The following is a 22882-nucleotide window of genomic DNA, read 5'->3' as shown; positions in this document are numbered from 1 at the left end:
AAAATCTCAGGCAGGATAAAAGCATCTATGCGTGTAATTTTAATGACTGGTAAAGGCGGCGTGGGCAAAACTTCTGTCGCTGCTGCAACTGGGCTGCGTTGTGCGGAACTAGGCTATCAGACGTTGGTTTTAAGTACAGATCCCGCCCACTCCCTCGCAGACAGTTTTGATATGGAACTGGGACACGCACCCCAAAAAATTCGCCCAAATCTCTGGGGTGCTGAACTGGATGCGTTGCAAGAACTGGAGGGAAACTGGGGTGCTGTGAAACGTTATATTACCCAAGTTTTACAGGCAAGGGGTTTAGACGGCATACAGGCAGAAGAATTGGCAATTTTACCAGGGATGGATGAGATTTTTGGCTTGGTAAGGATGAAACGCCATTACGATGAAGGTGAGTTTGATGTCTTAATTATCGACTCAGCCCCCACCGGCACCGCACTGCGCTTGCTGAGTTTACCTGAAGTCGGTGGCTGGTATATGCGCCGTTTTTACAAACCATTTCAAAACATCTCGGTGGCGCTTAGACCCTTGGTTGAACCTTTTTTTAGACCAATTGCTGGTTTTTCGCTACCCGATAAAGAAGTGATGGATGCACCTTATGAGTTTTATGAACAAATTGAAGCTCTGGAAAAAGTATTAACAGATAATACTCAAACCTCAGTGCGTCTAGTCACAAATCCCGAAAAAATGGTGATTAAAGAGTCTCTCCGTGCCCATGCTTATCTGAGTTTGTATAATGTTGCAACAGATTTAGTAGTGGCTAATCGGATTATACCAAGTGAAGTCCAAGACCCATTTTTCCAACGTTGGAAGGAAAGTCAGGAGCAATATCGCCGGGAAATTCATGATAATTTTCACCCTCTGCCTGTGAAAGAAGTTCCTCTATTTTCTGAGGAAATGTGTGGATTGGCTTCATTAGAACGCCTGAAAGAAACTCTTTATAAAGATGAAGATCCTACTCAGGTTTATTACAAAGAAACAACTCTTAGAGTAGTGCAAGAGGAAAACCAATACAGCTTAGAACTTTACTTACCGGGTATTCCTAAAGACCAAGTTCAACTCAGTAAAACTGGAGACGAATTAAACATTACTATTGGCAACCATCGTCGTAACTTAGTTTTGCCACAAGCCTTAGCAGCACTACAACCAGCCGGAGCAAAGATGGAAAATGACTATCTAAAAATCCGCTTTGCTGACAACACAAAAGTTTAATTTTGTTGAACATTAGTCTGTCAACAAAAAGTTAAAACTAAAAAGCAAGAAATTTCTCTTGTAGCTAGTACAGACGCAATCTTTTTAGCGTCTGTTTTTATGATGTTTTGGTGAATTTTAATAAAAGCCAAAAAAATATTTTTATTAATGATTTGACCGTAGTTTTACTGAAGACAAAATGATGAAATAAATTTGAGAATGTCTTTAGATTTAATTATGTCAGTTTTCAAATTATTAATTTATTTTGCTATAACAATGACCTCTAATCCCGAACAAGATTTTCCCTTATGTCGCGATGAAGAAAGTTTTCTACGCCGCATTACAAACCGTATCCGACGCAGCTTAGAGTTAGAAGAAATTATCACAGTGACAACGGCAGAGGTGCGATCGCTATTAAAAACCGATCGAGTGATGATTTACAAATTTCATCCCGATGGTAGTGGTCAAGTGATTGCTGAATCGATTAATAAAAATTGTTTGCCGTCGCTACTGGGGTTAAATTTTCCCTACGATGACATCCCATCCTATGCCCGTGAACTATTTATCAAATCACGGGTGCGTTCTGTTGTGAATGTTGATACTAAAGAGATTGGTCAAATTCACCTGCGTGACTTGGATAATGGAGAAACTATCTCAGAGGAGATCCGTTACCGCCCTGTAGACCCCTGCCATATTGAATATTTGACGGCAATGGGGGTAAAATCTTCTGTAGTAGCGCCTATTCTCTATCAAGATCGACTTTGGGGGCTGCTGGTTTCTCATAATTCTGAAGCGCGTTTGATTTCAGAATATGAGCTAGAAGCAATACAAATGGTAGTCGAGCAACTTTCAGTGGCGATCGCTCAAAGTACCCTTCACACTCAAGTTCGCAAAACAGCCGAACGAGAAGCGATCGTTAACCGCATTGCTACCCTCCTACATTCCCTGCCGACGATTGTCTTACAGCCAGCCCTAGAAGCGGCTGTTGCTGCCTTTAATGGCGTTGGTGGCAGGCTTTGCATTAGAAATGAAGCTTTTGATTTCCACAATGGCAACGTCACCAGCTTAACAGAATGCTTAATACCAGGAAATACTTGTATCAAGCTTTATATCTGTGGACAGCAGCCTGTAATGCCAGAACAAACTATATATCCACTAATCGAGCAATATAGTATCTGGCACGAACACTACAAGTCCACTAACTACGATGTTTGGGCGATTTCAGATATATATAACACTCCTGGCTTGCGAAGTTTGCAAGTTGCTTTTCAACCAACTAAAATTCGCAGCATATTGATGATCCCACTCCAGTATCGTCAGCAGTTGCTGGGCTACTTAAGTATTTTCCGCAATGAAGTAGATACAGAAACTTTATGGGCGGGGCAGCATGATGGCGATCAAAGGCAGCAGTACCCCCGGCGATCCTTTGAGGTTTGGCGCGAATCTAAAACAGCACAAGCTCAAAAATGGACAATTGAAGAGATTGAACTGGCTAGAAACCTCAGTAAACACTTTGCTTCCGCAGTTCAGCAGTATGAACTACACCAACAACTACAAGTCTTCAATGAAAATTTAGAAAAACAAGTTAGAAGACGCACCGTTGAGTTACAACGCACAGCTGAACAAGAACAAGCTGTGTTTAAAGTTATTGCTGAGATTCGAGAATCTTTGGACACAAATACGATTTTTCAGACGACAACTAAAGAAGTTTGTCAATTAATTAAAGCCGATCGCGTTTCTGTTTATCGTTTTGATTCTAGTTGGGGTGGTGAATTTGTCGGGGATTTCGAGGCTGCTAGTCCATACTGGTCGAATGAGTCAGAACTAGGTATTAATACAATTTGGAATGACACCTACTTACAAGACACACAAGGAGGACGCTACCGCCACAATGAAACATTTGCAGTCGATGACATTTACAAGATGGCGTTTACTCAGTGTCATATCGACAATCTAGAGCAGTTTCAAATTCATGCTTTTGTGCTTGCGCCGATTTTTGTTGGACAAAAACTTTGGGGTTTGTTGGCAACTTATCAACATACTGGCCCTCGGCAATGGAAAACTTCTGAAGTTAACTTCCTCAGTCAGATTGCCGCCCAAATGGGCGTAGCACTCCAGCAAGCTGATTTACTCTCTCAGACACAACAACAGACATTAGATTTGCAACAAGCAGCAGAACAACAACGGGTATTGTTTGAAGTTGTGGCCAAAGTTAGAGAATCTCTCGATCTAGATGCGATTTTTCAGACAACTACCCAAGAAATCTGTAAATCACTACAAGCAGATCGAGTTGCAGTCTACCGCTTCCAGGCTGATTGGAGTGGTGAATATATCGCCGAGTTTGTGGGTGATAACTGGGTAAAGTTAGTCGGTTCAGATACCAAGACAGTTTGGCAAGATAGCTATTTACAGGAAACCCAAGGTGGGCGATATCGTCACAATGAAAGCTTTGCAGTTGATGATATCTATGAAGTTGGCCACTCTCAATGCCACGTTGCAGTTTTAGAGCAAATTCAAGCAAGAGCTTATGCGATCGCACCTATATTTATTGGACAACAGCTATGGGGCCTATTAGCAGCTTACCAGAATTCTGCACCCCGGCATTGGGAAGCTTCAGAAATTAAGTTTATTACTCAAATTGCCAATCAACTTGGGGTTGCACTCCAACAAGCCCAATTACATAATCAAACCAAAGAGCAGACTCAAAAGCTGGCTCAAGCTTTGCATGATTTACAGCAAACTCAAACCCAACTGATCCAAACTGAGAAAATGTCCTCACTAGGTCAATTGGTAGCTGGTGTGGCTCACGAAATTAATAACCCCGTGAACTTCATTTATGGCAACATCAATCATGTCAACGATTACACTAAAGATTTACTTGGTATATTAGACCTCTATTTGCAAAATGCTCCCAATCCTAATCCAGAAATTCGCGATCGCGCCCTCGATATCGACTTAGAATTTATCATTGAGGATTTGCCCAAAACTCTATCTTCCATGAAAATTGGGGTCGATCGCATCCGGCAGATTGTCTTGGGTTTACGGAATTTCTCTCGCCTTGACGAAGCAGAAAAAAAACCAGTTGATATTCATGAGGGCATTGATAGCACCTTGCTAATTTTGCAGCATCGCTTGAAAGCAAAACCAGAAAGTCCAGCGATTCAATTAGTCAAAGAATATACTAACCTTCCTTTAGTGGAGTGCTATGCCGGGCCACTAAATCAGGTATTTATGAATGTTTTAAGCAATGCGATTGATGCTTTAGAAGATTACACCCAATCTAAATCAAAATCTCATAGCAGTCAAATTACTATCTATACTGCTCTTGGAGAACTTGAAGGCAATATCAAGAGTGTAGTAATTCGCATTGCAGACAATGGGCCAGGAATACCCGAAGCTATGAAGGCAAGAATTTGCGATCCATTTTTCACAACTAAGCCAGTGGGAAAAGGCACTGGTTTAGGTTTATCAATTAGTTACCAGATTATTGTAGAAAAACATGGTGGTGTGTTTAGATGTGATTCTCAGCCGGGCTTAGGTACAGAATTTTGGATTGAAATTCCGATTAAACAAATTCGTCATTAGTCATTAGTCATTGGTCATTTGTCATTGGCAAAGACTTTTACCTTTAGCTAAACCGTATTGCTCGATCTCTGACTTTTTGAAAAAGTTGGGGATCTAAATCAGACTTAAAAGACATTTCATTCTACAGTAATATCATGTCCGCATAATTAGTTATGCTAACCACAGTCATTGCACCCCACACGCCAGCCGCTCATGGATTGCCCTTGGCGTCTCGTAGAAAAGACCGCGCTAGCTCCCCTTAATCCCCTCCCGAAGAGCGGGGCTACGGTGTACACACATCTCTAAAAACCCTACCCACACAATATTTCTGTTCAAGTGAAAATCGCACACTGAGCAAATATCACGCCCGAAACTTTAGTTCCGGGCTGATAGCTAAAGTCCACTAAGCGTGGACTGAACTAAATTTCTTGTTTAGTCCTCCAAAAGATGACTTTCGCTATGAGACTCGGAATTTATTCCGAGGCTAAATTTCCGGGCTGATAGCTAAAGTCCACGCTTAGTGGACTGAACTAAATTTCTTGTTTAGTCATCTTTTAGATGACTTTCGCTATGAGATTCGGAATTTATTCCGAGGCGTGATAGATACACTGCACTAACACTTGTGTGTACACCGTAGGCAAGCGGGGAGGGGAGACAAAGCGTAGCTTTGGCGGGGGTGGGGTTCTTCGGGTTTGATAAGCAATCAAGCGGACATGATACAATTAGATTTTTACTTGATAAATAACTTCTAACTTCTAAGTTGCACAGGCATAGCTAAATAGGTCATTTTTAAACCACCCAATGGTGTAAAAATCACTGGAGTTAGGCTTTGATTTAAATGCATTTGAATTTCAGAAGATGGTAACTCTTTCAAGCCTTCCATCAAATATTTAATGTTAAAGGCAATCTCAATATTTTCCCCAGAAATTTGTGCTGGCATTGACTCTCTACCACTGCCCACATCTTGAGCTTCACAAGATAAGGTAATTTCTTGGGCTTCGCTGTCAATACTGACTTTGACAATATTATTTTTCTGATCGGCTAACACAGCAATCCGTTCCAATGTGCTGACGAATTGTCGCCGTTCAATTGTCACTTGTCGCTCAAATTGGCGCGGAATTAATTGTCGATAAGCAGGATATTGCCCTTCTAATGTGCGACTAGTCAAGCGTTGATTTTGCCATGCAAACACAACTTGACCTTGATCGAAATATAAAGCTACGGGTTCATCTGATGAAGCGCTATGAGCTAACATTCGTTGAAGTTCGCGTAATGCCCTAGCTGGTACTGTTACTTCTAGTTGAGTCGTTCCACCTAGAGGACGCTCGTTGCTAGTTTCTACGACTGCTAGGCGATGTCCGTCGGTAGCTGCAAATTCTAGGGTGTCTTGTTTAACTGTTAAATGCACACCAGTGAGTACTTGCTTGGTTTCATCAGCACTGGTAGCAAACAATGAACCGCGTAATCCTTCAATTAATGCAGTGGTGGTGAGATGGATTACTTCTGTATTTTCAATTACAGGAAGTTCGGGAAATTCTTCCGGCCCCATTGCTCGGACTTGGTAATGTCCGCTCTTGGGTGTGAGTGTGACAATTAAACCTTCTCCACCGGATGTTGCACCTGTCAAGGCTGATTCATCATCGAGAGTGATTTCGCCTTCTGGAAGACGAGAGGTGATGTCTACAAGTAACTTAGCAGGAAGTGCGATCGCACCACTTTGCCATACCTCTGCGTTAAAACTGGTGCGGATTCCTAAGCTGAGATCGAAGGCTGTTAAGCTTACTTGGTTAGTTTCAGCATCCGCTTGTAACAGCACATTGGCAAGTACCGGATGAGTTGGCCGTGAAGGTACTGCACGACTAACAAGTGAGAGGTTTGTACTGAGATCGCTTTGGGAGCAAACTAATTTCATAAGTCAGATGCAGCTAGTGAAAGATATCCTAACATCCTTATGTTTATAGGCGATCGCTATTTGTTTGATTAGCGTGTAGGCGTAGTTCGCCACAAGCATCGCTTCTACGCTTCAGGCTGTAATAATTTAAACGTTTGCAACAAATGCTCTTCCATATATAAGAAAGGCTTAAGCATTTCCAAGAAATGTATAAGTAGTTGCTGCAAAGGCTTAATACTTTGCAACACACGCTCTTCCATATATAAGAAAGGCTTAAGTATTTCCAAGAAATGTATAAGTAGTTGCTGCAAACGTTTAATACTTTGCAACACACGCTCTTCCATATATAAGAAACGTTTAAATCATTGCAGCATTTGTTGTAATGAGCCTATGAATTAATTTACTACCTGAAATCTAAAAATAATTTAAGTGAAATTAACTAAGGTTTTGGAGATGTGATGTCTGTTATTAGCTATGCCTACACAACTTATTTGTAGTATTTCCCCATGACATTAAATATATTTTTGTATAAAACAGTACTATCAACCTAGTAGCAGAGATGCATTATGGCACGTCGTAAAAGAAATTCCAGCGTTTTAGAACGAGCCGATCGCCGAATTGAAAGTTTACAATCTATCAGCGTTCAACTTGACTTTGGGGAAGGACTGACTATACAAGCTTATAATACGACAATTAACGATCTCCGGTCTAAGCTTGCTGCCTACAACACTGCGCTATCTACCATTGACAAACTCACAGATGATGTGAAGAACGCAGAACAGACTGTTATAACAATGTCAGAAAAAATGTTACTAGGAGTTGCCAGCCGTTACGGTAAAATCAGCCAGGAATACGAGATGGCGGGTGGTGCTAGACGAGGTAATACTAAGAAGAAACGAAGCGTACTAGGTAATTCCAAAGTCACCAATCCTTTAGCAACCGATTCTGTTCAGCCTTCTTCTGTAAATGGCTCTATGAATGGGGCTTCGGCTGCGATCGTCAGTTAGCTAAAATCCAATAGGGAACGGTACTAAGTTAAGCTGAACCAACACAAAATAACTGGTTCCCAGCCTGGAGGCTGGGAACCCATTCTGGGAGGCTCCGCCTCCAGTAGGCTTGACGAGAGGTAGAACCTCTCGGAATACATTCCCAGCCTCTAGGCTGGGAACGAGACAACGAGACAAATAAAGTTGCTGGGACTGTTGATACTCCCCGTTTTAAGAAATATTAGGCTGCTTAGTTTTGGCTGCGGGTGCTATTTTGGTGCTTTACGCCAACCATTGGCGATCGCTTCTGATTCGGTGCAAAACCATCTTTCTCCACGCGCTGGATCAATTACTGTTGATTCATAATCCTCGGCTCCTGGAACATGGTAAACCTTAGCTCCCCTATCAATAGAGATGTTACCTTTAATTTCACATCCTGGTTTAGTGACAAGTTTAATTAGAGAAGGAGAGCGACTACGACTAAATTCTTGTGAAAGAATCGCAATCATAACCATAATCCCAATGCCGATAAATTTTGGCAGTAATCTGCGTTTATTGATATTTGGTTTCTTTGGCAAAATTTTAGCTAAAACCCCTTCAATTGAAGCATTAGAAGCGCTAAGTTTTCCATTTGCTTGAGTTGTTAGCTGGTAAAGAATCGTATCTCCCACTTTTGGACGGCGAGATGCTCCCTTCAATGCACTGATATGAAGAAAAATTTCTTTACTTCCCTGAGCAGGTTTTATGAAGCCAAAACCCCTATCATCCTTCCATGTTGTTAATTGACCTTTTTGGAAAACAGGTTTCATGAACAACTCTCCTTCTATCTGCCTCTTTTGTAGTGTTCCCATACAAAGGCTAGATGAATCAAAATAAACTGTTTCAGCAAACCCGCCTGCGTTTAGCGCTGTGGTATGCACTCGTCATGGCTTTGATTTTAAGCCTGTGCGGATTCGGCATTTACAGAGCAATTTCTCATGCTCATTGGATGACATTAGACCGTGAACTAAAACTACTTTACATCTGTGGAAAACTTGTGGAAAAACTATCCTACTTTTCCACAAGGTAATTATACTCAATTAAATTTTCCCTGTAGAATATCAAGTTTTCCCTAGTTTTTTGCACAATCTAAGTTAAATTTAATCAATTTTTATACATTACTTAATATTCTCGACTAATTCTTCAACCGTCACAGCTCATAATTCAGACAGCTGCTTGTGGAAAACTTAAAATAAATCTTCAAGATGGTTTTTGAGAACGGCTAGTCATATTGATGCGATCGCTCAGTTGGCGGATTGTTTGTGCTAAAGTGCGATCGCTCTCTTGAAGTTGGGTAATTTTATCGCAACTATAGATTACCGTTGTATGGTCTTTACCACCAAACTCCTCGCCAATTCTCGGCAAACTCAAAGCCGTGTGTTGGCGCATCAGATACATCCCTAATTGACGCGCCCAGCTAATCTCTCTTCGTCGTGAGTTACTTTTAAGGTCATCTATTGAAACATCAAAATTATCCGCCACAACCTTTAAAATTGCTTCTGGGGTAGCTGCCATTTTTTCATTAGGCGGTTCTAACACTGGTGTGATATTTTCCACCGTCATCGGTAAACCCCAAATAGAAATATAAGCCACCGCCCGAATTAAAGCTCCTTCTAATTCTCGAATATTAGAAGTATAGTTAGAAGCAATATACTCAATCACGTCGCGGGGAAGACTAATATTTTCATCTTCGGCCTTTTTCTGCAAAATTGCCATTCTCGTTTCTAAATCCGGCTTTTGGATATCGGCAATTAAGCCCATAGAAAACCGAGAACAAAGACGTTCTTGCAAACTAGGAATCTGGTTAGGTGGGCGGTCGGAAGCAATGACAACTTGTTTACCAGCTTCATGTAGAGTATTAAAAGTATAAAAGAATTCTTCTTGGGTATATTCCTTCCCTTCAAGAAACTGAATATCATCAACTAATAAAACATCAGCCGCCCGGTAATGCTCTCGAAAACTTTGCATACTATCCTTACGGATAGCTGTAATTAAATCATTAGTAAACTGCTCAGTAGAAACATAAAATATTTTACAATTAGGAAAAATTGCATAGCGATAATGACCAATAGCTTGCATCAGATGAGTTTTACCCAAGCCGACACCACCGCATAAAAACAAAGGATTAAACTCTTTACCTGGAGATTCTGCAACTGCCAAAGAAGCAGCATGAGCCATGCGATTGTTAGCACCAACTACAAATCGCGAAAAGACATATTTAGAGTTTAAGTCAGTAGTTTTATGATTGTGATTAGCAACAGGTTCAGAAATACTGCTGGAATTTGGTGATTCCCAAGCAACCTCTCGTTCACTAAAATGAGAAACTTCATCACCTTGAGCAACAGTAATGTAAATTCCCACGGGATGACCGAGAATATCTTGGACTACATGAGCAATGGTATTGATGTAATACTTCTGTAACCAATTACGAGCAAATGGATTAGGAGTGCGGATAACCAAACAATTATTTTCTAATCGCTCTGCACTAGCAGTTTTTATCCAAGTTTCAAAGGTAGGTCGGGATAGTTCAAGCTTTAGGCGCTCTAGTACCTGACTCCACAGACTTTCTATGGGAATTTCCATTATCCACCACCTTTGCTGCTAATCGTCACAATAGAAGAGAAAGCACTAATTTAGCATTGAGACACGCTAGACCTAAAATAAGCTTTTAAGTTGTAACCATTTTGGGACATACCCAGTAGGCAAGATCCTAACACCCACTGACCAAATTGAGTGCTGAGTGCTGAGTACTGAGTGCTGAGTAAAGCAAAAATTTATCAGAGCTTTAGTACTCAGTATATGCCTCGTCCCTTATTATGAGCGGTCTTTTAACTCAGCACTCGGCACTTTTAACTCAGCACTCTCATTGACACGGAGAAGCAACGACACATGAAGATAACAAACCATCACTCAGCGCCCAAAAAAATTAAAACTAGGGGCTTACCCCATCGGTTGTGGATGCTCTCATACGGGGTAGCAGTGATGTTCCTGGGGAGCTGCTCTCTTGTACCTGCTAGGACTGTTGATAATCAGCAAAGCGATACTCTAGCCCAAAACACAACAGTACCTAATCCGGTAATTGTCCCCCCGCCGATTTTCTCTTCGTCTGGAGATCCTAATTTTGTAGTGAAAGTAGTGCAACAGGTGGGGCCTGCGGTAGTTCGTATTGATTCTTCCCGAACAATCACTTCTCGCGTACCAGACGAATTTAACAACGATCCATTTTTCCGGCGGTTTTTTGGAGAGGGAAGCCCACAGCCGAGACAACGGGTAGAGCGCGGTAGTGGCTCTGGATTTATTATTAATTCTTCTGGTCAAATCGTTACCAACGCCCATGTGGTAGATGGTGCTGATAGAGTGACTGTTATACTCAAAGATGGCCGGACTTTTGATGGGAAAGTTTTGGGTGAAGACCCGGTAACAGATGTGGCAACGATTAAAATTAATGCGAATAATCTGCCAACTCTAGCTGTGGGTAACTCCGATGCCTTGCAACCAGGAGAGGCTGTGATTGCCATTGGTAATCCCTTAGGCTTGAATAATACCGTTACTTCTGGAATTATTAGTGCTACAGGTCGTTCTAGTAGCGATATCGGTGCAAGTGACAAGCGGGTTGATTACATCCAAACGGATGCTGCAATTAACCCTGGTAATTCCGGTGGCCCATTGCTTAATGCTCGTGGTCAAGTAATTGCAATGAATACAGCGATTATCCGAGGCGCGCAAGGCTTGGGATTTGCTATACCCATTAACACCGTCCAAAGGATTGCCCAAGAATTAATCGCTAAAGGCAAGGTGGATCATCCTTATTTGGGTGTGCAGATGGTGACATTGACACCAGAAAATAAAGAAAGAATCAAAAATGTCGCAGGCGATCGCTTAAATCTTACAGCAGATGAAGGCGTTTTGTTGGTTGAGATTGTGCCGCGATCGCCTGCATCTGTAGCTGGACTACGAGTCGGTGATGTGATTAAAACCATTAACAGCCAGCCTGTTACTAAAATTGAAGAAGTACAAAAGCTAGTAGAAAAGAGCAAAATCGGTACTAAATTACCCATAGAAGTGGAACGCAATGGGCAAATCGTCCAAGTAGGAGTTCAACCTGCTCCTTTGCCTGTTAGACGTGAAGGATAATACTTGTCATTTGTCATTTGTCATTTGTCATTTGTCATTTGTAAATAGTTCTTCTTCCCCTGCTCCCCTGCTCCCCTGCTCCCCTGCTTCCCTGCTTCCCACTCCCTACTCTCCATTACTTAAAGGAGTTTTATCATGACTGAATTAACGCCAATAATTCAATTAGGCAATCCAACATTGCGCCAAAAAGCTGCTTGGGTTGAGAATATTCAAGATGAACAGATCCAAAAATTAATTGAGGACTTAATCGCCACTGTTGCTAAGGCTAACGGCGTGGGAATTGCTGCGCCTCAAGTAGCACAATCCTATCGTTTATTTATTGTGGCTTCCCGTCCTAATGCCAGGTATCCCAACGCCCCGGAAATGGAACCTACTGCTATGATTAATCCTAAAATCATTGCTCATTCAACTGAAGTTGTCAAAGATTGGGAAGGTTGTTTAAGTGTTCCTGGAATTAGGGGGTTAGTTCCTCGCTATAAATCTATTGAAGTCGAATACACTGACTTTGAAGGCAACTTACAAAAGCAAGAATTAACCGATTTTATCGCTCGGATTTTTCAACACGAGTACGATCATCTCGACGGGATCGTATTTGTCGATCGTCTAGAGAACACTCTCGATATGATTACTGAGCAAGAATATCAACAACGAGTAGTTAACAAATAAATGGGAGTGGGAACAATACGGTTCAGTTAAGGTTTTTTGATAAAAATTTTAGATCGCTAAAGATACGATAAATCATCACAAAGACGCGATAAATCGCCGTCTCTACAAAAGACTGGTTATTGTAGAGACGGCGATTCATCGCGTCTCTTGCATGAACCGAACAGTATTGGGAATGGGGAGTGGGAAGTAGTATATTAATTACGAATTATTTAAGCGTGTGATTCGCAAACTTGCTCGCCCCGCCATAATTGATATAGCCGCGTCGCTGGCATAGTCATATATAAAACATCACCAGCACTGAGGTTGGTTTCTAGTAAATCCCAACCATGAAGAGTTTGGTGATTTGTTTCTACGTATAAAGGTACACAATCAGCAGACATCGCTACATCTTTCACCCACTGACCGCAAAAGACGTGTGAAGCTGTAATCACAGTCGCAAAAGCTACCCAAAGACTATCGGCTGTGATGCCATTACCCAGGATACGTCCCCCTAGTGCAGCGGCGGCAAAAGCTGGGGCTGCCAGTTCAGCCGGACTCAGTACAGCCTCGAAGCCAAATAGCTGTTGCGCTATCCCAGCAAAATCAGGATCGGCATAATGAACAATCACCGGAATGCTGGGTGTTAAACCTTTGGCTTTGAGGGCAATTTCCAAATTGGTAGCATCATTGCTAGTCACAGCCAGCACTGCGGCGGCAGACTCTATATTGCTGGCTTTGAGTATTGTGCGGAAGCTGGCATCGCCCTGAATGACGGGGATACCCAGTTCGCGGGCGGTGTTGATATATTTACTGTTGGAGTCGGGTTCAACTACTACAACTTCATGTCCGCTGGCGTGGAGTTGCTGGACAATTCTCACCCCAATCCCACTCAAGCCACAGACAATGTAGTGCGATCGCTGGGGAATTCGGGCTGCATCCCAAAATTGCTTAAAGCGGCTTCCTAAGACAAAATCGGTGAGCATGGCATACCAAATACCAATTACCACTGCTCCAACCAGCATCATGACAACAGTAAATAATTTAATACTGTTAGGAGCATTTTCTACTACTTTGTCATTTCCACCCGCTCCCGTAATCATGCCGACAGAAAAATATAGAGCATCGACAGGAGACAAACTCAACTCAGCTGACATATAGGTGAATGTAGCGATCGCAATAACCGTCAATAGTGCAATAGCACCCAATACTACCGATCGCCCGTGTTCCTGAAACTGCCTAAAATTAGTCATAACTTTCAGCAGTTTTCTAATCAACGATCTCCGAGGAGAACGGATGCGGGGTTGAGTGCCAACAATTAAGCGATCGCCTACTTGGATTTCTTGGCCAGATATGACAGCTGATACCAAATCCATCTCACCTTTGACTGGCAAGTAATAAATTAGCATCCGCGATCGGTCTTCCCACAATTCACTCAGCTTTCGACCTTTCCAGAAGTGGTTTTCATGAATGTATTCTTCATGGATTGGCCAAGTTTGCTGAAATAATTTGATTTGTCCGATCGCTCGGTTTCCCAGCGCTGCAAAGGTAAATACGGGTGCTGCTAATCCGACAACACTCATACTCAAATGGTCTGGCAAACTTTGATCTAGGCGCTCACCCAAATTTGTATTATAAAAACGGTTGATAATCCGAATCTGGGGATTCAGCACCCGCGCTTGCATCATAATAGACAAATTCAGAGCATCTTTAGATCCAGCGATGACTATAGTGTGTGCCTGTTGAATTCCTGCTGCTGTTAGGGTAGAAGCTGCTTGTAAATCTCCAACAATCACATCTCCTGCGGTTTCGCCAGGGATAGATTGGTGGTGAATGCCAACAACGAAGGCTCCCTGATGTCTCAGCAGACGAAAGGTTTTATATCCGGTACGTCCTAAGCCACAAACAATAATTCTGGGTTTCATGAAACGGCAGCATCTTTTACAGGTAGGGCTGCATTTCTAGTTAGTTATTAATATTGTTGCCCATTCTCCTGAAATATAACTGTAGCTGACAACACGATTGTTTTAATTGGGAGCAGGGAGCGGGGAGGGGAGCAGGGGAGCAGGGGAGCAAGGGAGCAAGGGAGAAGTTGCAGTAAGTTTTTGCCCTCTGCCCCTCAAGCTTGTTAGAAATGGGGGTAGGGTTTGAACGGGCAATAAAATAATATAGAAAAATATGGCAATTTTTGTAGGTTGTGATACGCTATCTGCTTGAGAAGTGTGGAGGAGCCGAAAATGACTAAGCTACGGGTGGGGTTACTGTTTGGCGGTCGTTCGGGAGAACATGAAGTTTCGATCAAATCAGCAGGGGCGATCGCTAACGCCTTGAGTGCCGGGGAAAATGCTAGTAAGTACGAAATATTGCCTTTTTACATCCAAAAAGATGGCCGCTGGCTGGCAGGAGAAGCACCCGAAAAGGTCTTAGCAAGCGGCAGTCCGCTACTGGAATCGGCAGAATCAACATCTGTTGGAAATCTGACATCCAACCCTCAAGCCCAAACCCTGAGCAAGTGGCAATCTCCCTCTCAAGTTGCCCAAGTAGATGTTTGGTTTCCCATCCTCCACGGCCCCAACGGTGAAGATGGGACAATTCAAGGATTACTCACCTTGATGCAAGTCCCCTTTGTTGGGTCTGGGGTGTTAGGTTCGGCAATGGGGATGGATAAAATTGCCATGAAAATTGCCTTTGAGCAAGCGGGATTACCACAGGTAAAATATAAAGCGGTAACTAGAGCGCAGGTTTGGTCTAATCCGTGCGTATTTCCGAAACTGTGTGATGAAATTGAGGCAACATTAGGTTATCCAGCTTTTGTCAAGCCAGCTAATTTAGGTTCATCGGTGGGTATTGCCAAAGTGCGATCGCGCCAAGAATTAGAAGCTGCTTTAGATAATGCTGCCAGTTACGATCGCCGACTAGTTGTAGAAGCTGGTGTCGTCGCTAGAGAAGTTGAGTGTGCCGTATTAGGTAACGATCAACCCCAAGCCTCTGTCATTGGAGAGATTACTTATGACAGCGATTTTTATGATTATGAAACTAAATATACTGAGGGTCGGGCAGATTTACTGATCCCCGCACAGCTTCCAGATGCGATCGCTCGTCAAATTCAGGACATGGCTTTGCAAGCTTTTGCCGCTGTTGACGCTGCTGGGTTAGCAAGGGTAGATTTTTTCTATGTGGAAGCAACACAAGAAGTATTTATTAACGAAATCAATACGTTACCAGGCTTTACTGCGACAAGTATGTATCCCCAACTGTGGGCACATAGTGGAGTCTCCTTTCCAGAATTAGTCGATCGGTTAATTCAACTTGCTCTTGAAAGGCATTCTCCTAACTGACAGAATAAATCAGCAAACTGATTTCAGATTATTACGGCAAAAAGTCACAATAAATACAGAACTTTGGCAAAATTTAGCCAGATTTTGTATCTTATGTTTTACAAAAAAGCTACTAAAATCTAAACTTTGTTACGGATACCTGATGCTTGACTCCTCCAGTACAATTTATTGACTAGAGGGGTACAAATCTGAAAGTAATCATGGAAAAAAGTCAGAGTGTACAGCGCGAGCGAACCCAATTAAAAAGGGCTACTCCAGAGCTGACAAACAGGAAATCGAGACTAAGAAACAGCTCGAATGTTCTGATATATCTGGTTGCACATCATCCTTGGCTATTGTTGACTGGGTGTTTAGCCATGTTTCTGGGAGGTGGCACCTTTGCTTTATATAGCTTAGGTAATGCTGGCCCCGTGCCACAAGAAGAACCAGAAAAAATCCCAGTTATAGTTGAAGAACCAATCAGTCCGCCCTCTGAGAATAGCAATCCTACACCTTTATGGATGATTGCTGCGATCGTTCTCAGCTGTGGTGGTGGTTCTTTGCTGATTTTCCGAGTGCTTAACCGCACCAAGCAACCGCAAAAAGTTCAAAAGCAGGTTAATCGCCATCAAGTACGCTTGGCACAGAAGCATTACCAAAAATTGGAACCAAATCTTCCCAAGAGTCAGCCAATTTTTGTGCCACAGCCACAACTAATGCCCCTTATGCAGATGCAACCTAAAACAAAGCATCTGGTAACTGTTTTGCCAGCAGAACACAAGCACCACCTGGATACGCGCACAGAACCTTTAGCAGACTTGATGGATCTTCGTAAAAATAGTTCATTGTCTGCCATTTTACGCCAGTATTAATACTACGGTAAAGTAAAACCCCGTTAAATTAACACTTTTTGCCAATTAGCTTGGCTTAGATTCCCGACTTTCTCTAAGAAGTCGGGAATCTTGTTATAGGGTTTTCCATTCAGATGTGGTACGACGTTATATCGCAAGGTGTAGGGGCACACTATGCCAAAAATCTCGTTTCCAGTCTCCGACAACGTGCCCCTACTTAAACGAGAACCGCTATATGTACGAATAATTTATTTGCTATAGGACTCATATTTGATTTTTGAACAAAACTCAGTACACCTTTATTCCTTCTTCCCAGTCCCCAGTCCCCAGTCCCTTACCTCTACGAGTGATTCATAAATCAAAGACGCTCGATAGCGCAGCGTTAGCGACGCAGGAGCGTCTGACTCGCTACCGCTTCGCTATCGGATTGCTATATATAGCGGTTTAACTGCTTTTAAAAAGTTAGATATGAGCAATTAGGAAATTTAAAAACTTGCCAAAATGGCAACAAGCTTTTGATGATTCAAGTTAAATTGTATGAAGATAAACGACTTCAAGGGTTTGATTATCAGGGACTACCACCTCAGCAAATTCCTTTTGTAAAACACTATTTACTAAGTGATTTACAAAAACAAAAAGCTATCTCTAACAATTATTTGCCGAGTATTTATCTCAGTAAATAAATTCAATAATCAGGTTTGGCATTTGCTGCAACAGGAATATTCAATGCGTGCAGGCGTTGTTGTTAAACTACGCATTAGCCCCCAAGTAACGGGTAACGTCTGTATACATTCCTGCTCACTTCAGCAGCAAATGGTAGAGTGGGAGTTTGAAAGCTAACTGATATGCTTCCTCCCACTCTCTTTTTATCTAAACAGAATTCAGGAGTCAGAATGGGCTTACGCCCCGCTGCGCTAACAGGAGTCAGAATTCAGGAGTCAGAATGAATTTTGTGCAACTGGTATATAGCGCAACAGTAGCACTCCTGCATAGAAGCAAGCTACGCGCATCGTCTGTCTGCGACACGCTGCGCGAACGTAGAGAGGATCTGAATCACTGGATTTCAAACCCCTACTAAAATATTACTGAATTCTGAATTCTGGCTTCTGAATTCTTCTTTAAAAGTTAGTATCTCGTAAAAACTCAAGAATCGTTTTATTCAACACCTCAGAAGCCCCAGTTGAGGCATCATGACAGCAGTTAGATAAAATCTGTAATTTGGAATTGGGGATATGTTGATGTAATTTTTTACCATGACTAGCAGGAAACCAACTATCTTGCTCACCCCACAAAACTAGTGTAGGACACTTAATGGCACTCAGGTTATTTTGAATTTTGGTGAGCATATTGGGCTTATTTGCTTGCCAATTCTCGATTTCTCGCGCGGCTATTTGTAACTCTTCGGCAACTTTTGCGATCGTACCAGGCAATTCAGTAAACGGGTAAGTTATCCAATAGATATCTTCCTGCGTCAAAATTGAGGGATCGAATAATACCCTACGTCTTTCTATTGCCATAACTTCTCTAAATAGAGGTGCAAACAAATATGTCAGACGTAAGGAGTCGATTGTTTGCATTATTTCTAAGGGCGTTTGGGCAAGCAACCACATAGACCAATGAGGTAGCTGTTCGGCAAAAACAGGTACGTTTACTACTATAAGCCGTCCGATTAACTCTGGGTTTTCTTGAGCAAGAGCAAGGGCAACTAATCCCCCCAGAGATTCTGCCACAATCACTGCGGGTTCATCACATAATGCCTGAATAATTCTTTTAAACTCAATAACTTGATGACCGTTGTGTTCTTTACGAGACAATGGTTTTTCGGAAAAACCAAAACCTTTAGCATCAAAACAAATTACTCGGTAATATTTAGATAATGCTGCTACGCTGTGGCGCCAATTGTAGCTCCAACTCCCCATACCATGTAACAAAATTAGCGGTTTACCTCTACCTCTTTCGCCATAAGCAATTTGTACAGGATACCCTTTAGCATCACTAATAATTAGACTTTGCCGCCCTTTAGGAAAAGTAGCTTGCCACCAATCTTTCATTCTTTTATCAATAAACAATTTAACCGCCTGTAAAGACGCTCCACAAAATTCTAATTAGGATCACGGGCAATGCTACTAAGACAATGGAGATTAACAACAGTCCAACCAAAACGGCAAAGATAAACCACCTGTCTGCACTCTTTTGCTCGCTGGGAAACTTTAAGTATTCTTCCAAGAGCTTGATATTATTAGTGTTAGCTCTCCAGGCAAAATCAAAAAAGTCTCCCAAAACTGGGACAGCGCCTACCAAACCATCAATGATTACGTTCAAAACCATTTTACCTAGAGTGGCTCTAGATACGCCTAGCCGTGCTGCTTCTAGAATGATGTAGCTAGAAAACATTATTCCCAAAAAATCACCACCAATCGGTATGAGTCCTAAAATTGGATCTAAACCAAAACCAATCTTTGTGCCAGGAATAGTAATAACATTATCCAGTAGCCGACTTAACTGACGCAGGCGCTTCAACGTGGGTGCTTTGGCATCAGGTTCAATCATCGGAAATCGAGGAGGAGAATCAGACATGGAGGCGATCGCTAACTTTGTATTGAATCGTTAGATATTTTACTCCCCTACTGAGCTTTTGCAATCATTTTCTCAGGGATTTACGAATTAATATTTGACTTGCGATTGCGACTGGGCTTTTAAGCGCATATCTTCGCCGACAGTCACGTTCAACTGATCGCCGATTAACAGAACAGCAGCGCTCATTGACAGCCAGAGCATTAAAACTATCACAGCTCCTACAGCACCATATACTTTATTATAATTGCCAAAATTCGCCACATACAGCCGAAATAGAGCAGACAACATTGCCCAAAAAACAGCTGCTAAAATTGCTCCAGGCATCATTGGCGTGCCTGAGTTCCACTTGCTTGGCCCATAGCGATAGACAAAGCCAAAGGCGACAGCAACAATGCTTAAAGATAAAGGCCAGCGTAACAGTAGCCAAAGATGCAACAAAAAGATCAAAGAACTATTTTCGCGCACTACTATTCCCAAAAGCCAGTCGCTAGTAAATACTGAGAAAGAAGCCAATACTAAAAGCAACATAGTACCGACTGTTAATCCCAGAGAAACAAGTTTGGCTTTCCAAAAGGGGCGGATGTTTTCTGAGGGAATTTGATGGATTTGATCGAGGGCTGTCATTGCGGTACTCACCGCCCCCGAAGCAGTCCAAATTGCTAATACAAAGCTTAGAGAAAACAAACCCCTGTTTTTGGAGTTGGTAATTTCTGTGGTGGCAAAATCACGAATCAGATCCAGGGCTTGTTCGGGTAGGACTTGACTTAGTTGTATCGCCAGTTGTTTAAAGGTATTTTGTAAAGATTCTGCCAATAAGCCAATGGCTGTGATGATAGCAAGAATTGCTGGAAACAGCGATAGCATGGCATTAAAGGCGATTTCCGAGGCGAGTCCCAAAAGTCGCCTTTCAATTGTTCTGGAAAAAGTTTTTTTAATCGTGCGCCAATTGAGGTGGCGAAAGAAGCGAAAAAAACGAGGCTTTGGCATAATTTAGAGTTAAAACTGGTTGGGTTTATTAACTACTGTGCTAAATTTTGCGTAGCGATCGCATCTATCTTTCTACCGCAAGAATACTGAGTGGAAAGTTCCTAACTAATGACCATTGACTAATGACTAATGACTATTAATCTATGAATCAAGATTTAACACAACAGTGGTTGACAGAAATCCAGGTAATTAAAGAGCAGATGGCACAGCTGCAACACGAGCGCGATACGGCTTGGGAAAGTGCCCAAAAATGGCGTCAGCTTTACAACACAGAAGCAGAACAACGCCGCACAGATACCCAACTTTCTCAACAGACGATCGCCTCTCTCAAGGCAGAACTGCATAAACTCCAAGGTCTTGAAGTAGACACACTGGCTGCTGCGACACCAGTAGCGATTCAACAAGAAATAGAACAGCTAAAATCTGTGGAAGACTTGCAAGCTAAACTTATCGCCGCGATTAAAGAACGCGATCGCCTCTTGCAAGCTTTGAAAACTGAGCAGGATAATCACGCCCAAAGCCGCAATAACCTGACTACTGCCTTGGGTGATGCTATTGATAGCTTGGCACACGAACGAGCAGGGGCAGGGGGCAGGGGAGCAGGGGAGCAGGGGAGCAGGGGAGCAGGGGAGCAGGGGAGCAGGGGAGCAGGGGAGCAGGGGAGCAGGGGAGCAGGGGAGCAGGGGAGAAATTGCAGTAAGTTTTTCTCCTCTGCCCCTCTGCCCCTCTGCCCCTCTGCCTCTTTCCATGCCCAATGCCCTAAAATCCCATTGCCTTGGCTACTGCGCCTAGTTCTGCCGCGATACCTTGTTGAAATTGACTGTGATTGTGTTTAATGGCTGTATCTGGGTCTTTTAGACCATTGCCTGTGAGAACACAAACGACTGTCGCCCCTGTGGGAACTTGGTCTTTCACCTGCAACAACCCGGCTACAGAAGCGGCGCTAGCAGGTTCGCAGAAGATACCTTCTGATGCTGCCAAAAGTCGATAAGCATCGAGAATTTCGGCATCGGTAACAGCGTGGAAATTTCCTTGACTTGCGGTTTGGGCTGCGATCGCTAAATCCCAACTTGCAGGGTTGCCAATACGAATTGCTGTCGCCAGGGTTTCGGGATGCGCCACTGGCTGACCGTGTACTAAGGGGGCTGCTCCTGCGGCTTGGAATCCCATCATCTTGGGTAGGCGATCGCACTTTCTGGCTTGATGATATTGACAAAATCCCATCCAATATGCTGTGATATTTCCGGCATTTCCCACGGGAATACACAGCCAGTCTGGTGCATCACCCAATGCATCAACAATTTCAAAGGCTCCTGTTTTCTGTCCTTCTAGGCGGTAGGGATTGACTGAATTCACCAAAGTGATCGGATAGCTTTCGGACATCTCGCGGACAATTTCTAGAGCTTGGTCAAAATTACCCTTAATTGCCAATACTTCTGCGCCGTATAGTAATGCTTGAGCTAACTTGCCCAGCGCCACATAGCCATCGGGAATCAATACAAAGGCATTCATGCCTCCCCGTCTGGCATAAGCGGCGGCGGCGGCTGAGGTGTTGCCCGTACTGGCACAAATGACTGCTTTTGCCCCTGCTTCCTTGGCCTTGGAAATTGCCATAGTCATACCCCGGTCTTTGAAGCTGCCGGTAGGATTCAGACCGTCGTATTTTACAAAAACTCGTACTTGTCTGCCAATGCGTTCTGCGATCGCTGGCGCTGGTATTAGAGGTGTGTTGCCCTCCAATAGAGTCACAATCGGTGTTTTTTCGCTGACAGGCAAGTATTCGCGATAGGCTTCTATCAGTCCGGGCCAGGGTTGGCGATGAGATGTAGCAACAGACAGGCTCAAAGTCACGGGATTTAAAATTTCTTAATGTAAGGATTGGATATTTAGAAAGGGGGGGATAGGGAACCGCAAAATGGAAAGAGGAAGAAAGTAGATTTTTCGTTACCAGTTGCCCGTTCAGAGTTCCCTAATCGAAAAGAATCTTGTTAAGAATATTATTTTTTGTGGTGCAGGCGTTTCACTTGCTATTTTATTTAGAACGTTAATTTATCATAAACCGCCACGGCGACCTTCGCTTCAACAAATTACCTTAGAGGATACTGACGAGGTGAAAAATCATCTGCAAATCTATAGAATTCTTCTTTGACTTGCAAGTGCTTCAGCCTACGTTTTTTCATTATTTAGCGTAATTCTTGATATAGTCTACATAAATTTCTTGCGTAAATTCCTCAAAAACGGCGATAATTATTTGTACAACCATAATTGACAGAGTATAAATTAACTATTCCATAAGTACCTTCCAGTGGAAGGATACTTTACACACTTGGGTCAGTGTTTTTTTGGAACACAGCCATTCTAATCACCGTCTTTTATGATTGAACCCAAAATCCATTAGAGTAATTGATTGAAAATATACAATTATTTAATAAAGCTTAAAAGAGCATTATTATAATATTTCTAATGGTGTGAGTTAAATAGTGGATTTAATTAGCGATGCCTACTTATTTATCTAGTGTTTCCGATTGCGAGTCCCAGACTGCCTGGGTCAGTAAGTTAACCAAGTCTTATTATCAAGATGACCAGCAAGCTAAATTGATGCATTTACAAGCAGAGGTAGACTCTCTGTTGCAGCAATTGGAAAACTTGAAGCACCAACGTTTAGCCGAAACCAACCAAAAAGAAGAATAAGTCAGCCTT

The 22882-nt window shown here is 42.6% G+C and carries 17 protein-coding genes and 2 pseudogenes; 10 read left to right on the top strand and 9 right to left on the bottom strand.

The genetic code is table 11. The features are described 5' to 3' along the window. Positions 1-27: 27 nt before the first annotated feature. Both V7K61_RS04700 and V7K61_RS04695 read left to right on the top strand, forming a co-directional pair. Complete coding sequence (locus V7K61_RS04700) at positions 28-1215, top strand: TRC40/GET3/ArsA family transport-energizing ATPase (protein WP_099101231.1); 1188 nt, start codon at positions 28-30, stop codon at positions 1213-1215. 255 nt (positions 1216-1470) lie between these two features. Next, positions 1471-4779, top strand: coding sequence for a GAF domain-containing protein (locus tag V7K61_RS04695; RefSeq protein ID WP_335051511.1), 3309 nt, complete (start codon positions 1471-1473; stop codon positions 4777-4779). Positions 4780-5506: 727 nt separating this feature from the next. On the opposite strand, the gene dnaN is transcribed toward V7K61_RS04695, so the two are convergent. Both dnaN and V7K61_RS04685 read right to left on the bottom strand, forming a co-directional pair. Then, positions 5507-6670, bottom strand: a complete 1164-nt coding sequence (gene dnaN, locus V7K61_RS04690) for a DNA polymerase III subunit beta (RefSeq protein WP_335051384.1) — start codon at positions 6668-6670, stop codon at positions 5507-5509. Positions 6671-6774: 104 nt separating this feature from the next. Next, positions 6775-6993: a hypothetical protein gene (locus V7K61_RS04685; protein ID WP_335051382.1), complete on the bottom strand. Its 219-nt coding sequence runs from the start codon at positions 6991-6993 to the stop codon at positions 6775-6777. A 222-nt stretch (positions 6994-7215) separates the two neighbouring features. Here V7K61_RS04685 and V7K61_RS04680 point away from each other — a divergent pair, with 222 nt between their 5' ends. Then, the gene (locus V7K61_RS04680) at positions 7216-7656 is read left to right on the top strand and encodes a hypothetical protein (RefSeq protein ID WP_335051380.1); all 441 of its coding nucleotides are present in this window, start codon (positions 7216-7218) and stop codon (positions 7654-7656) included. A gap of 248 nt (positions 7657-7904) precedes the next feature. Here V7K61_RS04680 and V7K61_RS04675 read toward each other — a convergent pair whose 3' ends face one another. Then, positions 7905-8444, bottom strand: a complete 540-nt coding sequence (locus V7K61_RS04675) for a cold shock domain-containing protein (protein WP_335051378.1) — start codon at positions 8442-8444, stop codon at positions 7905-7907. Positions 8445-8497: 53 nt separating this feature from the next. Between V7K61_RS04675 and V7K61_RS04670 the strand changes: the two are divergent. Continuing rightward, positions 8498-8647, top strand: a pseudogene (locus V7K61_RS04670) (two-component system sensor histidine kinase RppB); the annotation flags it as partial. A gap of 227 nt (positions 8648-8874) precedes the next feature. Here the strand turns inward: V7K61_RS04670 and dnaA are convergent. Next, positions 8875-10257 carry a chromosomal replication initiator protein DnaA gene (dnaA, locus tag V7K61_RS04665; RefSeq protein ID WP_292737170.1) on the bottom strand — a complete coding sequence of 461 codons (1383 nt, stop codon included), beginning with the start codon at positions 10255-10257 and terminating at the stop codon, positions 8875-8877. 306 nt (positions 10258-10563) lie between these two features. Here dnaA and V7K61_RS04660 point away from each other — a divergent pair, with 306 nt between their 5' ends. Both V7K61_RS04660 and def read left to right on the top strand, forming a co-directional pair. Further along, the gene (locus V7K61_RS04660; protein ID WP_335051375.1) at positions 10564-11808 is read left to right on the top strand and encodes an HhoA/HhoB/HtrA family serine endopeptidase; all 1245 of its coding nucleotides are present in this window, start codon (positions 10564-10566) and stop codon (positions 11806-11808) included. A gap of 135 nt (positions 11809-11943) precedes the next feature. Beyond that, entirely contained in the window at positions 11944-12474 is a 531-nt protein-coding gene (def, locus tag V7K61_RS04655; RefSeq protein ID WP_335051373.1) for a peptide deformylase, read from the top strand. A gap of 209 nt (positions 12475-12683) precedes the next feature. Here def and V7K61_RS04650 read toward each other — a convergent pair whose 3' ends face one another. After that, positions 12684-14375 (bottom strand): NAD-binding protein, encoded by a 1692-nt coding sequence (locus tag V7K61_RS04650; RefSeq protein ID WP_335051371.1) that lies wholly within the window; start codon positions 14373-14375, stop codon positions 12684-12686. A gap of 312 nt (positions 14376-14687) precedes the next feature. Between V7K61_RS04650 and V7K61_RS04645 the strand changes: the two genes are divergently transcribed. Beyond that, entirely contained in the window at positions 14688-15788 is a 1101-nt protein-coding gene (locus tag V7K61_RS04645) for a D-alanine--D-alanine ligase family protein (RefSeq protein WP_335051368.1), read from the top strand. Between the two features lie 356 nt (positions 15789-16144). Continuing rightward, positions 16145-16639, top strand: a complete 495-nt coding sequence (locus tag V7K61_RS04640; protein WP_335051366.1) for a hypothetical protein — start codon at positions 16145-16147, stop codon at positions 16637-16639. A gap of 1097 nt (positions 16640-17736) precedes the next feature. Here V7K61_RS04640 and V7K61_RS04635 read toward each other — a convergent pair. The 3 genes from V7K61_RS04635 to V7K61_RS04625 all read right to left on the bottom strand — a co-directional run bounded on the left by V7K61_RS04635 (position 17737) and on the right by V7K61_RS04625 (position 20182). After that, complete coding sequence (locus V7K61_RS04635) at positions 17737-18669, bottom strand: alpha/beta fold hydrolase (RefSeq protein WP_335051364.1); 933 nt, start codon at positions 18667-18669, stop codon at positions 17737-17739. Positions 18670-18688: 19 nt separating this feature from the next. After that, positions 18689-19195, bottom strand: coding sequence for a DUF4112 domain-containing protein (locus V7K61_RS04630; protein WP_335051362.1), 507 nt, complete (start codon positions 19193-19195; stop codon positions 18689-18691). 87 nt (positions 19196-19282) lie between these two features. After that, a complete protein-coding gene (locus tag V7K61_RS04625) occupies positions 19283-20182 on the bottom strand; it encodes a YihY/virulence factor BrkB family protein (RefSeq protein ID WP_335051360.1) in 900 nt (299 codons plus the stop codon). Positions 20183-20325: 143 nt separating this feature from the next. On the opposite strand from V7K61_RS04625, the pseudogene V7K61_RS04620 reads away from it, so the two are divergent. Continuing rightward, positions 20326-20772: pseudogene (locus tag V7K61_RS04620) on the top strand (hypothetical protein); the annotation flags it as partial. 169 nt (positions 20773-20941) lie between these two features. Here V7K61_RS04620 and thrC read toward each other — a convergent pair. Further along, complete coding sequence (gene thrC, locus V7K61_RS04615) at positions 20942-22033, bottom strand: threonine synthase (RefSeq protein ID WP_335051358.1); 1092 nt, start codon at positions 22031-22033, stop codon at positions 20942-20944. A gap of 645 nt (positions 22034-22678) precedes the next feature. Between thrC and V7K61_RS04610 the strand changes: the two genes are divergently transcribed. After that, positions 22679-22873: a hypothetical protein gene (locus V7K61_RS04610; protein WP_094350358.1), complete on the top strand. Its 195-nt coding sequence runs from the start codon at positions 22679-22681 to the stop codon at positions 22871-22873. Positions 22874-22882 lie beyond the last annotated feature (9 nt).

Origin of the sequence: Nostoc sp. (assembly GCF_036918015.1) — a bacterium.
GTDB lineage: Bacteria > Cyanobacteriota > Cyanobacteriia > Cyanobacteriales > Nostocaceae > Nostoc.
Note: the sequence above shows the minus strand (reverse complement) of the source record. Positions and strands in the feature narration are given on the sequence as shown.